Here is a 15,197-nt window from a genome sequence, read left to right on the forward strand (position 1 = left end):
ACGCAACCGGGACGCAACCGGGTAATCCGCAGCAGAATGCCTATATTGAACGCTACAACAGAACTGTACGGCAGGAATGGCTGGAGCAGTATTTGTTTGAAAGCATTCAGGACGTGCAGGAGGTCGCAACACAATGGCTCTGGACATATAACCATGACAGACCCAACATGGGGAACAGCGGGCTAACCCCCGCCCAGAAACTAAAAACAGCTGCCTGAATTCTCATTCAATGCCCCACTAAAAATGGGGGGATTACCGAGAGATGGCACGATACCGTGTTTTTGGTGCAGGGCACCGAAAAACACTTCGTACTGACTGCCTTACGGCAGCCAGTTGGTCAGTCAAAGAACAGATTTAAGTTCTTGATTTGTAGTAAAACTTTTCCGCCTTTTGGCTCGTCAAGGAGCGTTGAAAAGTCCTGAAATACAGCAATTATCATAAGCAAAAAATACAACGATTTTTCCACAAACATAAATGTTGGTGAAAATGATAAAATTCTCAAAAAATAGACGAAAGAAGTCGTTCCCGACTTTTTCTGCGCCTGAGTGAGCGTGCTGTCTGCACTGACGTGCTTGCGTTATGAAGAAAGTGGATCTTGTTTTCGTGTGAGTCGTAGCAGGTCGAGGAGATGGAGAGTGTTCGAGGCTGCAGGCCAGCCTCCCCAGAAAAGGAAAAGGCCTTCACGGCATAGCTTCCTTACGGGTTTACTCGACTTCATGGAAATCTCATGGCTACGCTTTCAACAAAAACTAGCAGTTCGTCTGCGCTGTCCTCGATCTTTTACCCAACTAATGAGGATCTTCTTCTTTACCGGGACATGACCATTGCTCTCGGCGCACCGCCCAATTCCCATATGTTCCGCTTCATCGGATCTGCCGGACAGCATCTTGTTTTCATCGGTGAGAGTGGAACACTTGAATGGTCTCGTGTGCAGCAAACGGCTGTCCGCCGCTGGCCTCATCTACCAACATCAGGATCTGTTGCTCATGACGGCACAATCTTAGACTCTCTGCCTGAACGGATTGTCTATCAAATGCTCTCCACTCTCAAACGTCGCAACATGCATGTTGATGTGCACGAACCTATCTGTCTTGATGAGGGGAGGTTCCGTGCCGATTTGACATTACGAAAAGGAAATATTTCCCGCTACGTAGAAGTCGTGGGCTGCTGCGGGTCTGATCGTGTCACCCGTAATGACGATGAGCGGAAATGGCTTGCTCGGCTTGATCAGCGTCTCGCATTCTACCGTGCTCAAAAAATTGAACCGGTCGTGGTCTGGCTCGACATGTTTGCGCGACCCGACGCACTGAAAGATCTCTGTATCGATCTTGTTGATGACGTCGCGCTGCGGGGAGCGTGATCATGACAATAGCAAAAGAAGACACGACTATCCTGCCGCGCTGGAGTGAGGGCACGATCCGGGTTCTCGATATTGCGCCAACAGGTCCCGGACAGCCTCAGCTTGCAGAGGGGCTGCCGATATCGCTTGCGTATTGCGATCTGGTGATGCGGCCTGATCACACATTTACCGATGTGAACGGCGGCGTCTTTCAGGGGGTGTTGCAGAAAGTCCCCGGTGAGCGCGGCGGGAGTGACTTCGTCGTTGAAGATCGTCTCTTCAACGCTGTGTTTCCACATGATCAAAAGCTCCCTTTGTGTTTGGCGGGTTATAATGTCTCGTTCCTGCATCGACTTCTCGGCGGGCCCTGGGGAGAACGGCCGCATCATCTGTGTCTCCATAAGCTCGCCCGGATTTATAATCTGGGCAAAAGCAGTGACTATTCTTTGGCCGAAATCGTCGAGTATCTTCAGCCCAGCTTCGAGGTCCCCTGGTTTGAATGTGAAGCGTTCACCCGCTTGATGCAGTCGCGTGTTGTCTTGCGTCACCTTCTTACTGAGAGCCGTTTGAATATGCTGGCAGCGCTTTCTGTTGCCCGCACACTACCGCCCCCAATGTCAGAACCATTCGGGAAAGCTCAGGGGTGGCAGGCCATGGAAGACCGCGTCTACCGTGACTTCGAGTAACGTATAAGAGAAGATGGATGGAAAAGGGGCTGCTCTGTGCAGCCCCTTTTTCCCATTGGAGTGATCTGCGGCTGCCGTTTGATTGGTTTCCGTAGGTCAGCTGTCCTGATCGAGAACCAGCGTTTCCCTTAATCTTCTTGAGAAGCTTTCGAAGGGTTGTCGCCCTTCTCCCCAAAAAGGAAGAGGTCATCGTGTTCGTGTGTCGTCGGGGCTCCCGTGTCACTGCGCGCGAGGTTTTTCTTCAGTTTTTGAGGATAATGACTTTTCAGAAAGAAAATTATCCATGTCAAATCAATTCTGCGCGACTTCAGCGCCGGTTCAGGATGTCTATGAAGTCATGCTGATCATGCGTGCTGCGCTGATTGCTGGTCTGAAAGAGGTGAGGGATGGATCGACAGACACCATCGATGGTCTGATTTTGTTGGGCGAGGATCTGACCGAGAAGCTTGAACGGGCGTGTGATGCGCTGGAAGGCTCCCCAAGCCAGAGCTGATCTTAACGCTGCTGCCTGTTCGCAGGCAGCAGTTTTTCCAGATAGAGGGAATCTTTGAAACAATGATCTTATTTTTGAAATCTATCGTTTTTTATGAAGGGTTTCGTGACATAAGAACATTGGCGCGTGTGCGTCCGCTGATCCTGTAAAGTGAACTGGCAATCAGCAAATGCTCCAGGGCGTGTTGCGCCTCTCGGCAAACGGGACGTTCCAGAATCAGGTATCGCGGATAAAGCATCGGAGAGACATCTCTAAAATAGGTGTCCAGCACGGAATGTTCCATTCCTTCGATATCAAGCTTCATCAGAGTGATGGTCCTCAGACCGGCGTCCTGGACAATATCTTTGAGAGGACGAATGGGGATGGTCGCCGCCTGTTGTCCTGCCTGTGTTTTTTCGGAAGGGGCGGCGAAGATCTGCCTGCTGACGGGGCCTCAGCTCTCCATTTCCCGATGTCGCGCCCATCGCGCAGGAAACACACCAGATCGGAAGGGGCTCATTCAGGGCAAGTGTTTCCCGAAACCGGGCTATCAGAACCGGATTGGCTTCAATCGTCAGAATTTTGCGTGTGTGGCAGCGGGCCGCGTACAGGGAGAAAAACCCCATATTGGCGCCAATATCCACGAAACTGGCGTCTGGGGAGAGGATGCGGCGCAGCCAGCGGAGTTCACGTCTATTATAAAGAGCACCACAGAGTGTCCCCTTGGCATCGGTCTGGTTATCGCGCGGATAAAATCTGACCCGATAGCCAAACAAGGTGCCATCTACGATCTGGGGTCCCTGCTGGAACCATGAGACTGCTACACGCCGTAAGCGTCCTCGTCCTAGCGGGCGTTCATGCATCAGCATGCGGGCAAGGTGCTGGCGTCGTGTCATGGGATAGCTGCCGAACGGGGCAAGTGCGGCCTGACCCGGCCGAGGGTCTGTCAGCGGAGGAAGGGCAGGGGAGAACAGCACAGAGGACTCCTGAGATCGCCACCACAAAACAGGCGGTATTTCTCAGGAACAAATACTGCGAAGAAACTCATACAACAAGCGAAGAAATGACTATAATCTACGAAAAATCATTTGTAGCGCATTGCGGAGCCTTTCTCGGGGCTTCTTAACGCTTGGGAACGCCCCCAGTCCAGAGCACTTCCCCGACAATCTTCAGGTCGGAGGCTTCGTCCTGTGTCAGATCCTGAGGGGGATAGCGGTCATTGTCAGCGATGACGCGCAGGCCGCCTCCCAGTCGGCGTTCAAGTCGCCGGATCAGGATACTGTCGTCCACAGCAAGAGCGAACAGGCCGCTACCATGAATTTGCTGATTGGCGGTATCGAGGATCACGAGATCGTTCTCGACCAGAGTGGGGAGCATGGCATCCCCAATGACGCTCACGAGCCGTAAGGCTGTGCCATCCTGCCGGAACGTTCTGGTCAGCCAGCTTTTGCTGATACGCAGCCCGTCTTCGCGATTGTCCAGCCAGGGGATAACGGCCTGATGGCCGCCCCTGCTGGGTGTTTCCTCCTGTGTCTGGGGAGGGGGTGGTTCTTCTCCGACGCCGTAGGCCAGCCAGTCGAGAGACACACCGCAGGTTCGTGCGAGAGAGGCGATGGAAGAGAACTTCATTTCTCCGCCATTCATATAGTCGCGCAGGGTTGTGTAAGGCACGCCGGCGGCTTTGGCTGCGCGTGTAATACCGATGGCCTGAGCGGCCTGACGGAGCCGCTCTCCCCGTTCACGCATGAGGGTCAGTTGATCATCCATGAGCGGGCGCTTTCGGTTGCGTCGGGACATTAAGCCTCCAGAAGAACAAGGAGGCTTGAAATATGCAGAAAACCGCTTGTATGTATAGTCGGAACATCGTATGTATTGAGAAAGGTTAATGTGCGAGGCGTCGTTGTTTGCCTCTCGAACTTCGCATGAAACCCTCGTCTTGTCGAAGGGATTATGATGTCTGCGTCTCATGAAAATACCTCGGATCCTCGTCTCGAAGAGTTACATGCGGGCCTGCACGACGTGTTCAGGCTGGTCGAACTGGAGCACGGATTGCTTCGAAGCCGACTGGATGATCTGCGTGGCGATAGTGATGGAGCCCGCTTGCTCGAAGGGCTGATCGTTCTGGGCACTGTCCTGCAACAGCGGCTCTCGCATCTGCTGGGCCTGTGTCGTGATATCGGGCGCCTTTAAGTGAATAGACGGGACGGGAGGGGCAGATGCTGACACTCTTGGGTGGGCTCGCCGTGATTGCGGTCATCGGGCTGGGTGCGGTCTTTCTGGCAACGGACATCATGATGCCAGTGGGGATCATGCTGGTTGTCGCCGGTCTTGTGCATGAGGTGTTTCATGGGTGAGCAGGACGCGGCTGGCGCGCAGTCTTCCAGTCGGCTGGAGCAGCGTCGGGCAGAGTATGAGGCCGAATTCGGGGAAATTGAAGCCAAGCACAGGGAAGAATACAAGATCGCACGCCATGGCGGTGTGATGGGGCAGGTTCTGTGTGGTGTTGCGATCGGGATGTGGTGGCACCCCTTCATTGCCTTTGCTGCAGGGATCGGCCTGTGGGGGAGCGTTAAAGAAGTGCGCAAGAAATGCGATGCTGATGCTCACAGGCGTCAGCTTTACGGTGTGGAGTAACGAGAGGGCAGGGGACCTCTCATCCAGCCTTCCAGTGAGATGCTATTTCTAAAATATGATTACAGGAAAATAGAAAATGATAAGAAAAATGACAACTCTGTCTCTCATGCTCTGTGCGGCCAGTGGTCTGGTGTCGACAGCACATGCACAGGATGCGGGAACGGCGTTTCACCAGTTAAAAAGCTATTCGGGTAGTGACCTGCCGGTTGCAACGGCAAAAGATGATGCCGTATTGCGGCATGTTCCTGATCTGGAAAAAACCGCACACGGATATAAAAATGCCTGTGGGAACCGGAACAGGATCGGCGTTCTGCATCTTGATCTTGGTGGTGTTCTGCAGGGTGCGACCGTGACCTATGATCCGGACTCATGCTGGGGGCAGACAGGGGGTGAACTCACTGTTCTTGATCGTGACAATCGGGTTGTCTGGCACAATGGTGCTGTCGATATAACCATTCTGTCGACTACACAGGATGGCGTGCATGATCTGTCTTTCGGGCAACCGGGTAGCACACAGCCTTTCTGGAGATGGGATGGCCCAACCCATCAGTATAAGTTCCTGAAAACACTCCAGAGTTAAACGGTTTTCCAGAAGAAAAGCTGTGCTGTGAGGACATCCAGCCCCTCGTTGCGGCCGATGTCCTCACAGTAATCTCCAGTTGAAAAAATGGATTTATTTCCGCTGCCTGATGTCTCGGTGCGTCCTGCTGTGACGTGTCCAGTGTGTCACGCTGTGTGTCACCCACAGCTTGAGAAGAATGGTTACAGGATTGTGCGCTGTTCAAACTGCGCGTTCCTGTTTGTTGACCCCATGCCGACTGAGGCGGTTATCGCCGCCTATTATGCGACGACCTACCGGGGCGCGTGTGCGGATTTCTATCCCAAGGATCGCTCCCGCCGGTGGCGCGCATTCTGGCGGAGTCTGTGGTTTATTCCATATGTGTATCATCGTGACATAGTAGATCTGGGGTGTGGCGGTGGACACATGCTGGCGGCTCTGTGTCGTTTTGCGCGAAGTGGCACGGGCGTTGATCTGAGCGAGAACAGCATTGCCTTTGCCCAGCGCAGTTTTCCAGAGCAGAGGTTTTTTGCCGAGGATATTGAAGCCTTTGCAAAACGGGAGCTGCGCTTTGATTTTGTGTTTTCGTCAGAGTTGCTTGAGCACCTGAGAAGTCCTGTGATGTTCATGGAAACCCTTCGGGCCATCACACGGCCAAACGCGGTTGTCTATCTCTCTGCACCGGATGCGGGGCACCGGGCTACACCGCAGGATCTGGCAATATGGTCCGATATCTGTCCGCCGGAGCATCTGCAATGGTTTAATGAAACCAATCTGACCATGCTCTTTAAGCAGTATGGCTTCGTACCTCTGCGACGGCACAGAACAACACAGCCTGCGCATTCCGTGTTTTTTAGACGTGTTGGATGTGCGCAGGATGAATGACAGTTTCGGTTTTTGTTTGATGGTCAGGGTGTCTGGAGGAGCCAGGGGCTTTTGCTCCTCAGCTTCATGGTGTGAGTGATTTCCGACATCTGCTCAAAGTCCTGACAGATTTCTGACTCCTTTGGTAACCAGAGGCATTACGTTACCTTCCTTCTGGATCGTATTGTGCTGCCAGCATCTGTCCGCCAGGCACTATGTGTCGGCTGGCGTCTAATAAAGAATCCATATTCTTTGGAATGACTGCAATGGGGAGTGAACAGAAGGTCGGCTATTGGAAATAGGTAGAAGTAAAGCCGCCATTCGCAGCATTCACGTTCGTGGCGGCTGCCGATCAGAGGTGTCCGTGCGCAAGCGGCGTGTTGAACAGCAGCTTTTACCTGAACCTGCCGCTGGCGTACCAGCCAAGGGTAGCCTGAACGCTGGATCAGGCAGCATCCGCTCGGCACTCGCGGGCATGTAGACACAGCTTCAGAGCCAGCCTATCCAAACCGGAAGATCGGGGTCTGCGCTCATTGCGCGCCATAGCACGGCACGCAGATCATAAGATCCGAACAGGTTCGCTTGATCCGCAGCGAGATTCTCCAAGAACAAAGCAGCATCATGGCCACCACTGTCGAGGTAGACCTTGGACACTTTGAGCGCTTGATTGACAAGCGTGTTCGATTGCCGGTTGTAGCGTTCGATCAACTTGAGGCGGCGGAAATGGGACTCCATCACGGCCCATATCGATGCCGGCATACCGGCCTGACTTAAGCCGAATACCGCGCCGACCGCCTGCGCGAGCGGATCCGCGACAAGTTGGACGCTCAAATAAGGAAAGACCGGTATGTCATCTAGGTAGAAATGAATAAACTGACGGACACCTGTCGTCAGCCAGATATCGTCTTTGGCCGAGTTGCATTTCGCACAAGCCGGAACGATGTTGAGCGCATGTGCTGCAAATTCGGGGAACTCGCTTGCGGGCAGATAATGATCGTAGCTCGTAGGCGTCGTGATACCACAATAAGGGCACCAGACGAGCCGACCGTCTTCCTGCGCTGCCTCAATCGCATCCTGAAGCGCCTTCATACCGCTGTTGCGGCCGTAGCAGGATCGCAACTCGTCCTTGATCGCTAGCAGCGGCGATGCGGGTATGCCTGCCAGCGTGTTGTGGGCGAAGCGCGTCTCATAGTCGATGAAGCGTGCGCGGATGTCGGCCTGTTGATTTACGAGCTTGTTGCGCGAGATTATGTTCTTCTTGTCCCGGATATACTCGAAGCGCTGGATATGGGTCGGTGGCATAAACCATGTCGCTAGCTTCCTCACTTCTGGCTATCCTGGACGTACCGCGCGAGAAGATAGGCCTTTGCGTTCATGCCCAGCGGATTGGAAAACAAGGCAAGGGCCTGTTCGAGGGGCATTTGTCGTGCGATCAAATCCAAAGCATCCCGATAGGGGCTTTCGGCCTCGCTCGTGCGAAAGACGTGTTCAGTGAGTTCGCTGATCCCCTCGCCGAAGCTCTCGAAGCGCAGGGAATCGGCATAGGTGACACCCCCCTCCCGCGTGAAATGTAGAACCCGTTTCGACGGTATCTGTTGAATAACCAACGGTGAGTGCGTTGCCACAATCGCATAGGACGCATTCTGATCCAGGATTTCGGTCAGCACGACGAACAGGTTGGCAACTGCATTGGGATGGAGATGGGTTTCAGGTTCGTCGAACAGGACGAGGCTTTCGCTCTCGAGCCAAGCGAGCAGGCCAGTAACAAAGTGGCAAAGAATCGCCTAGCCTGAGCTCAGCCGATCGAACAGAACACTACTTTCATTATCGCTCGTGATCTCCGCGCGCAATTCCGCCTTGCTCAGTTTACTCGTGTCGTCCAAAATCTTAGCGATGTGCCCGACCCAGTCCTGAACGCGGCCATGCTCTCTGACGCGTGCCTTGTTAGCCATGAAAGTGCGCTGCAGTCCGACTTGCGAGAAACCGCCGCCCTCATCGCGGATGCCGCAATACACATAGCTGCTCTCGGGGTGTGAGCTTGGTCTACGGAAACGGTCGAACGCGCTGTACGAGACCGCCAAGACGCGATTGAACAGCGGCCGTCCATCCGGGAAGCGATCATCGCTTTCTTCCAGTGCTTTTGCTGAAATCCGGCGGTTCTGGGCAAGGTCATTGCTCAGTTTTGCTAGGAAACGCGTCTTACCGACAGCATTGCGGCCGATAAGGCCCACGACGCGGCCGGGTAGCATATCGGTCGGACGGAAGTCGAAATCCGTCTTGAAGGACTGCTCGTCATCCGACAGCTGGCATACATAGCTGAACGAGGGCTTTTCGTCTGGGCGAAAGCCTTGCGACCAGGCGTCGCCGAACCGCCTGGCCCGATGCGCAATATTTTCCCGTAGCAGGGCGTTGCGGAAGACGGTCGAGGTATCGAACCTGCTAGCCAACCCCGGCATTACCGAAATATCACGCAGCGCCTTCAGGACTTTTACGGCATCATCGCCGAACGTATCGCGCATCCAACTGTAATAATGTTCTGACTGGCCGAGTGAGATGAAGGGCGACCCGATATCGTCGCTGAAGCTGTTCGGTAGTACCGTGCGGCGGTCTACCGACCAGTCTTTCCCCTTCTCCGATCCTTGGAGAATCTTGATCTTTCCGATCTGGGTCCGACCCTTGCGCCCGTCGCACCAGTAGAGATCGAATCGGACATAGTTCCCAAAATCGTTCCAGTTGTCTCCACGGATAACGAAGGTGTCTTTAAGACCGATCGGGATAGGCTTGTCGTATTCGACCGAAACAAATTTCAAACGGGGGATGGTGGCCATTCTTCTTCCTATTGAACATGCAGCCGACGCCGGATGCCAGCACCAACTTTGCCCAACTGGAAGTCGTCTGGCTAGGCCAGCAAGGCCTTGCTGGCTGCTTTGTACGTGGGACCGTTAGGGCTTTCTCGCCTGAGAACTGCAGCGTTATGTAGGGGCGCGGTTCCGCGTTGGAATGACAGAATTGTCTCGAACTCGGCCTATTACGGTTCGCCTAACAATGTCGGCTTCTTGGCAACCATTGTAAGCGCTTGGATGTCCGACATGAAGGCGACTGCCGCCCGTCTGCACCGCCCATATTGAGCGAACAGGCGGTTCGGGGGAGCGGTATGTCGCTTATTGGGAAGGGATGCCGAAAATAGCTATTCGTAGCATTCACGTTTATAACGGCTACCGAGCGAATAATCTGCCTAGCACCTCATGGCGGTCATAGAAGAGTGCTGGCGCCTTTCCTAACAAACGACCATCAGCTTTCTTGGGACCGAAAAAGGAGCCAAAGGACGTGGATGACTTTGTCAAGGACACTAGTGATTGCCGTTTTCGGAGCGTCATTGCGTCGACATTTCTCTCTGCAAGTAAGACGAAGCGGCGTAATAAGCTGTCAAGATTTTTCAGGAGATAATGAACATGAATAGTGTCATAGGTTAATCACTAAAATCCAGAGACCATTTAATGGCCTCGAATTTTTTTTGAACACGAGCTGCATAATTCGCATCGATTGATTTTGCGAAATCGATAAGGCCACGGACATGCCGATAAAGGCCCGAGACCGTATCAAAACCGCGTTCGAGTTGGTGGGCTTCGGGGCCGAATTTTTGCAAGTAATAAAGGTGTTGGCGGAGCCGATCCCGAAAATCACGCGTAAGCTTCGGATGTGATCCGTCAACAAGCAATCCGAGCACGATCTTGCGCCCGCCAGGCGGGATGATCCGCGTTTTCTTGTCGTTGACGGCCAGCCCCATGCGCCTGAGGATCGCCGTCGTGTCGCGCACGATCTTCTTTGCTCTCTCTCGGTCATAGCCTCGCGTCGTCGAGAATGTGATATCGTCGCTGTATCTCGTATAGGTCAGTCCCTGATTGGTAGCGAGTTTCGCAATTTTTTTGTCAGCCTCCACCATGATCAGGTTCGACAGCATAGGACTTGATGGAGCTCCTTGCGGGAGATAGCCGATGCCCCATTGCGTATAAAATTTTCGCGATTCACACTTCCTTACTAACCATTTGGAATCCTGCTGGTACCGTTTGCTGTTGGCCGGCGCGTGGGTGCACAGTCTTGCAAGCTCGAACGCGACGAGCGGCGCGTATCCCATTCTACGAAAGACACGGTAGACCTGAATCTCGCTAATTGACCCAAAGAATCCGCTGATGTCGAGTTTGATAAGCCAGCGCGCTTCGCAATGCTGCCTCGCACATTTACTGATCGACGCCTTCGGGCGGAATGCAGCGCTCGCGCGATGGACCGGCTGTCTGGCGAGCAGATGTCCAGCAATCCAGCGCTGGATATGCATCAGATCTGGTTCGGGAACGCTGATCAGCCGACGCCCTCCAGAGCGTTTCCTGATCCAGAAATATTGATATTCGAGCGTGCGTTGGCCGACCACGATTTTGCGCAGCTTGTAATAGGGGATGCCGGTCCGCGCAGCCAAGTGTCCCAGAGTCAGGATTGGCGGCAGGGTCGCATACGAGTCGAGGAAATCCGAAATCGCCTCGGCGCTCCGATCGACGACTTCTGGGTCGACCCCCTTCTCTAGACCTAATTCACGATAGCGTTGAGGAGACCACATAGAGGACTACTTTGATATCCGCCGCAGGCGGATGCATGCGGCCTATCCGGAGACATGCGCTCGATTAGAGAGGTCGCATGCAACCTCCTGTCAAGCGCGGACTTGTTCTGAGGGCAGCGGAAATCCGCGCCCCAACGCATGCCGTTGAGCATACGTCAATGCGTCCTTGCGGACGCGCACTAGCCTCCCGGTGGGCCCCTCAACTGGCGGGGATAATACACGTCAGATCCGACAGAGGGAAGCCGTCCCAGACGATTCGAAGAGCGGCCATCGAAGTTGAGTTCGGCACGTCCGGCGGGCGTCAACCGTAACGTCGGCGTCAGATATCCACGCGCCACGCAGCGATCGAGCATAGTGGTACATTCCTTGATGTCGTATCCGATCGCATAATTAAGCGCGGCGCGACTGCGGATTCCTTTGGCAACAAGCGCGAGGATCGTAGTCGCACTCATTCCGAGTGGCGCGGGCCCGAATATTGCGGCTGGCACAGCCTCATCGTTATCCGATAGCTCGCTCAAGATCGCGACCGGATCCCGAGCGAAAATATCGGGGGGAAAGGCGGATGCTTCTTCGGACAGAATTGAACGATCGGGAAACAATGGTTCCCAGTTCGCTTTTTTGCTCGCTGGTGCCCAGAAAATAGCGGGCACGTTGTTAGGGCAACCATGCTCGAAGATGAGAGCGGCCATGCTGTCGGCAAAGCCCAACTTCATCCTTGGACGTGAGGTTCGAGCGCCATAGGTCACGAACATATCCTTGACCTTCTGCTCGATGTCGTCAGGCCAAAGAACGTCCTCGAAGGTTGGACAATCCCTTGCGATGATCACCTCAGGCTGGCACCGATGTGCGCCGACGCATCGCTGGCCGCGGGCCGTGGCTGTGAAGGCGAGCGCCTTGAACACAATCTGGTGGCGACTATGCCACGACATAATGCTTGGCGAATGCCACATCGCCGAAATGAACTCGGTCGTGCGCTTACCCGATCCAATGATATCATCAACGACGAAGATCGCCCGCGCGCGCTCTTTACGCAGTGTTTCAAGGGAGGGATGATTGAGAAACTTGCCCTTAGCCGTTTTCGTAAGATTGCGGATGAGGGCGGCACATCTCGCTTCACTGCCTAGATCTGCTCCGGGGGGTACCGCTGAAAGCGGTTCGAATGGGGAATGTGGATTTCCCATTACCTCAAAGTAATTGCGGTTCGGATCGGCTTCGCGTGTTGCGTAAAGCGCAACTGGTCCCTCAATCGCCGAGGCTTCGTGTTCGATCAGAGATTGCAGCGCTCGCTCAAATGCGGAGTGTGATACGAGCGTAAGAGAACTAAGCAGTCTAACTGCAATTTCCTGATGCAAGAAGTCAAACTGCGACAGCCAATCCTTTGCCCGTGTAGTGTTCGGTAATCGAAGAGCGATATTTTCGCTATTTACCTGATTGCTGTGCACACCCGACATCATCCAGTCATCCTAATAGCACCCCATTTCACCCTCAAGCATACTGTTTTTGAGGTGCTGTCTCCGTTCAAACCTATTTCGATTTTCCTTACGGCGCAATCAAGTAGAGCGAAATCGTCAACAACCCACGCTGGCGGCAGCCTTGCTCGTATCTGGCCGACAGTGCGATTAAGCAAGGAATGCCCCGTTCTGATGAGAACCATCGTTGGCTGAGGCCACCGGGAATGACGGGAGTGTCTCAAAGATGGTTGATTGAGATTGTGCTAACAATGTCGGCTTACGGGCAACCGTCGTGACCGCTTAGGTGTCTGAGATGAGGGCGTAAGCGGAAGTTATATTCAGTGCAAATTCTGGTGATAGTCAGGAGATCTGATGCATCTGTATTTTGTCCAAGGAGCGAACAGAACCTTCCAGATATGGCAGGCTTGTCTTCTCGCGGGCAAAAACGAGGAGTGCTGTTTCTTTAATGGTTCTCAGTTTGTCATGAAGCCGGTTGCAACGCCAAGAAAGCCATAGACCCAGAGAAGATAGGTCATAAACAGTGCCATCATGATTGCAGTCCAATGAGCCATCTGTTTCTGGTTGCGGTGTTCGGTCTTGCGGGGTCGGCCTGGCCGACGTTTGATCGTGACGGGTTCTGGCGTAGCGGGTTGATAGCCAGTTGTACGCTGGTCGATAAACTCATCCAGAGCGGCAATTGGAAAAGCCCTGTCCCGTTTGCCATAGGTTACGGAAGCTGGACCACGTCCCTCGCTCACCAGATTCCGTAATCGACCATGGCTAATGCCCAGATAGGTTGCGGCATCGCGATAGCGCAAAACTTTAGGCGTGACGGGTGACTGGGCCAAGGATGCAGGACTCCCCAAAGGACACAAGATTTCAGATTGTTTTTTGGGGAGAAGAACGGTGTTGAACCGTGAAAACCTGATAGCACAGGAAGAGAGATCAGAGAAAGAAAATTCTTTCTCTGATCTCTCATTCCATTTTCTGGCGAAGTGATGAGGTTCTGACTGGAGATGAAGAGACTTCAGTCCTTCAGGGACTTATCTTCCGACAGCATACCCAACACACGTTCAGCTTCCTCAATCTGACGACTGATGTCTTCAGGAACGGGCTGGTAATAGCGGTCCAGTGATTTTAGATCGCGATGGCCAGTGACGCGTTTGAGGTCGAGCGGATTGGGCAGCAATTTTGCTAACCGGCTGGTTGCTTCATGTCTCAGGTCGTGAAAGGTCAGATCTTTCAGTCCGGCATCTCGTACCATACGGCCATATCGGACACTGAACGCTGCTTCAGTCCCGACATCAAAGAGGAGCTGTGTTGGTTTGGGCTGATGCGGAAGCGCGGCAAGCTTCTCTATCAGAAGGCGACGTGCGCCCGGCGTGAGGGGGCGTATCTCTGGCCCGTGCTCTTCCTGATGGCGATGCGTCTTGGTCTTTCCGCTTTCGCCGCCCAGCTTCAGGGTGCGACGCTGAAGGTCAATGTCGCACCAGCGAAGCTGTAGGGCTTCGCCCCGGCGTGTGCCTTGCTCAATCGACCATCGCACAAGCCAGACATCATCCGGGTGAGGGGAGCCGCTGACGGCTTCAATCAGGCGTTCAAATTCTCCTGGAAGAGAGGAATCCCGATTTTCCTTGAGGCGTCGGTTCCGCTTTTTGTCAGCCCCCTCGGGTCGTTTTACAACGCGGCCAGACGCATGGTTCACAATGGCGATGTCCCATTCCGAGATAGCATGTTGGATAATGGAGGCCAAAAGATTAAGGCGCTTCACCACAGTCGCGGCTGCATATCCGGCCGCGGTCATACGTTCACGGAAGCCACGGACGTCTGCGGCTGAGAATTTCGATAATCGTACCGAAGACAGTATGGTGTCGCGCAGAATGGCTGGGATATGCCCGATCCTGTCAGCTTTCCGATCGGCCATGCATTCATCGCGATATCGTTCAACAAGTGTGCCAATCGTCATCTTGTCGAGAGGGCGTGTATCTGTGAACTGGCCCAGTTCTGCTTTGGCGGCCGTTTCATTGAGCCAGCGCCGGGCCTGTGCGGCAGAGGAGAAAGTCTGCTGCACCCGGCGGCCATCGACCACCTTACGGGTCATGTATTGCTTGGGGCCACGATAGCTCACGCCGCGAGGTAAAGGCTTGCCTGTAGAGGGATCCGTGCGTCCGCTCATGACATCACCTGCAGGCGTGTTGATTTCGTCCACCATGAGAGAACACTACGACGTTCCTCGCGATGGTGCAAAAATGGTGCAAAAACCCATATTTTTTGGAGAAGTATTGCCAAAAAAGCCAATGAAACCAATGGCGTCCCGTACGGGATTCGAACCCGTGTTGTCGCCGTGAGAGGGCGATGTCCTAGGCCTCTAGACGAACGGGACGTAGAGGGTTGAGCGGATTACTACGAGAAAATCTGAGCGGGCACAAGCGGAGAAAAAGCAGGAGAGGGGAGTGTGGTTTGCAGGTAACAGGGGGCGGGTAAGGTTAAGCCTTTCCTTAGAATTGCGTTGATACGTTATATCATAACGTATAAGAGGCGGAAATTAGTTCATTCCCCAACCCTTAAAGGCCGATATCTTAT

The 15,197-nt window shown here is 53.8% G+C and carries 19 protein-coding genes and 1 tRNA gene; 9 read left to right on the plus strand and 11 right to left on the minus strand.

What is annotated here, in order from left to right:
• The 4 genes from KP703_RS08750 to KP703_RS08765 all read left to right on the plus strand — a co-directional run.
• The coding region (locus KP703_RS08750; protein WP_215754537.1) for an integrase core domain-containing protein at positions 1-218 on the plus strand (218 nt) is incomplete at its 5' end.
• Between the two features lie 509 nt (positions 219-727).
• A complete protein-coding gene (locus KP703_RS08755; RefSeq protein WP_215754538.1) occupies positions 728-1,360 on the plus strand; it encodes a hypothetical protein in 633 nt (210 codons plus the stop codon).
• Between the two features lie 2 nt (positions 1,361-1,362).
• On the plus strand, positions 1,363-2,025 hold the full coding sequence (locus tag KP703_RS08760; RefSeq protein WP_215754539.1) for a hypothetical protein: 663 nt from the start codon (positions 1,363-1,365) through the stop codon (positions 2,023-2,025).
• A 283-nt stretch (positions 2,026-2,308) separates the two neighbouring features.
• On the plus strand, positions 2,309-2,518 hold the full coding sequence (locus KP703_RS08765; RefSeq protein ID WP_215754540.1) for a hypothetical protein: 210 nt from the start codon (positions 2,309-2,311) through the stop codon (positions 2,516-2,518).
• Positions 2,519-2,609: 91 nt separating this feature from the next.
• Here KP703_RS08765 and KP703_RS08770 read toward each other — a convergent pair whose 3' ends face one another.
• The 3 genes from KP703_RS08770 to KP703_RS08780 all read right to left on the minus strand — a co-directional run bounded on the left by KP703_RS08770 (position 2,610) and on the right by KP703_RS08780 (position 4,264).
• Positions 2,610-2,882 carry an FkbM family methyltransferase gene (locus KP703_RS08770; protein WP_373687465.1) on the minus strand — a complete coding sequence of 91 codons (273 nt, stop codon included), beginning with the start codon at positions 2,880-2,882 and terminating at the stop codon, positions 2,610-2,612.
• Complete coding sequence (locus KP703_RS08775; protein WP_215754542.1) at positions 2,812-3,474, minus strand: FkbM family methyltransferase; 663 nt, start codon at positions 3,472-3,474, stop codon at positions 2,812-2,814. The genes KP703_RS08770 and KP703_RS08775 overlap by 71 nt, the downstream gene beginning before the upstream one ends.
• Positions 3,475-3,619: 145 nt before the next feature.
• A complete protein-coding gene (locus KP703_RS08780; RefSeq protein ID WP_215754543.1) occupies positions 3,620-4,264 on the minus strand; it encodes a S24 family peptidase in 645 nt (214 codons plus the stop codon).
• A 183-nt stretch (positions 4,265-4,447) separates the two neighbouring features.
• Between KP703_RS08780 and KP703_RS08785 the strand changes: the two genes are divergently transcribed.
• The 5 genes from KP703_RS08785 to KP703_RS08805 all read left to right on the plus strand — a co-directional run bounded on the left by KP703_RS08785 (position 4,448) and on the right by KP703_RS08805 (position 6,575).
• Positions 4,448-4,687: a hypothetical protein gene (locus KP703_RS08785; RefSeq protein ID WP_215754544.1), complete on the plus strand. Its 240-nt coding sequence runs from the start codon at positions 4,448-4,450 to the stop codon at positions 4,685-4,687.
• A 26-nt stretch (positions 4,688-4,713) separates the two neighbouring features.
• On the plus strand, positions 4,714-4,851 hold the full coding sequence (locus tag KP703_RS08790) for a hypothetical protein (protein WP_215754545.1): 138 nt from the start codon (positions 4,714-4,716) through the stop codon (positions 4,849-4,851).
• Positions 4,844-5,131 carry a hypothetical protein gene (locus KP703_RS08795; RefSeq protein WP_215754546.1) on the plus strand — a complete coding sequence of 96 codons (288 nt, stop codon included), beginning with the start codon at positions 4,844-4,846 and terminating at the stop codon, positions 5,129-5,131. Before KP703_RS08790 ends, KP703_RS08795 begins: the two co-directional genes overlap by 8 nt.
• An 88-nt stretch (positions 5,132-5,219) precedes the next feature.
• Positions 5,220-5,711 carry a hypothetical protein gene (locus KP703_RS08800; protein ID WP_215754547.1) on the plus strand — a complete coding sequence of 164 codons (492 nt, stop codon included), beginning with the start codon at positions 5,220-5,222 and terminating at the stop codon, positions 5,709-5,711.
• A gap of 192 nt (positions 5,712-5,903) precedes the next feature.
• Positions 5,904-6,575 carry a class I SAM-dependent methyltransferase gene (locus KP703_RS08805; protein WP_215754548.1) on the plus strand — a complete coding sequence of 224 codons (672 nt, stop codon included), beginning with the start codon at positions 5,904-5,906 and terminating at the stop codon, positions 6,573-6,575.
• A 468-nt stretch (positions 6,576-7,043) separates the two neighbouring features.
• Here KP703_RS08805 and KP703_RS08810 read toward each other — a convergent pair whose 3' ends face one another.
• From KP703_RS08810 to KP703_RS08845, 8 genes are all read right to left on the minus strand, one after another.
• Complete coding sequence (locus KP703_RS08810) at positions 7,044-7,856, minus strand: HNH endonuclease (RefSeq protein ID WP_215754549.1); 813 nt, start codon at positions 7,854-7,856, stop codon at positions 7,044-7,046.
• 20 nt (positions 7,857-7,876) lie between these two features.
• Positions 7,877-8,335: an AAA family ATPase gene (locus tag KP703_RS08815; RefSeq protein WP_215754599.1), complete on the minus strand. Its 459-nt coding sequence runs from the start codon at positions 8,333-8,335 to the stop codon at positions 7,877-7,879.
• A 3-nt stretch (positions 8,336-8,338) separates the two neighbouring features.
• Positions 8,339-9,382, minus strand: a complete 1,044-nt coding sequence (locus KP703_RS08820) for a hypothetical protein (protein ID WP_215754550.1) — start codon at positions 9,380-9,382, stop codon at positions 8,339-8,341.
• Between the two features lie 641 nt (positions 9,383-10,023).
• Positions 10,024-11,163: a reverse transcriptase family protein gene (locus tag KP703_RS08825; RefSeq protein WP_215754551.1), complete on the minus strand. Its 1,140-nt coding sequence runs from the start codon at positions 11,161-11,163 to the stop codon at positions 10,024-10,026.
• Positions 11,164-11,342: 179 nt separating this feature from the next.
• Positions 11,343-12,617 carry a hypothetical protein gene (locus KP703_RS08830; RefSeq protein WP_215754552.1) on the minus strand — a complete coding sequence of 425 codons (1,275 nt, stop codon included), beginning with the start codon at positions 12,615-12,617 and terminating at the stop codon, positions 11,343-11,345.
• A 470-nt stretch (positions 12,618-13,087) separates the two neighbouring features.
• Positions 13,088-13,462 (minus strand): AlpA family transcriptional regulator, encoded by a 375-nt coding sequence (locus KP703_RS08835; RefSeq protein WP_215754553.1) that lies wholly within the window; start codon positions 13,460-13,462, stop codon positions 13,088-13,090.
• Between the two features lie 179 nt (positions 13,463-13,641).
• Positions 13,642-14,790: a site-specific integrase gene (locus tag KP703_RS08840; RefSeq protein WP_252353955.1), complete on the minus strand. Its 1,149-nt coding sequence runs from the start codon at positions 14,788-14,790 to the stop codon at positions 13,642-13,644.
• A gap of 131 nt (positions 14,791-14,921) precedes the next feature.
• Positions 14,922-14,997 (minus strand) — tRNA-Glu (locus tag KP703_RS08845).
• Positions 14,998-15,197 lie beyond the last annotated feature (200 nt).

Source organism: Acetobacter sp. P5B1 (assembly GCF_018811985.1).
GTDB classification, from domain to species: Bacteria; Pseudomonadota; Alphaproteobacteria; order Acetobacterales; family Acetobacteraceae; genus Acetobacter; species Acetobacter cerevisiae.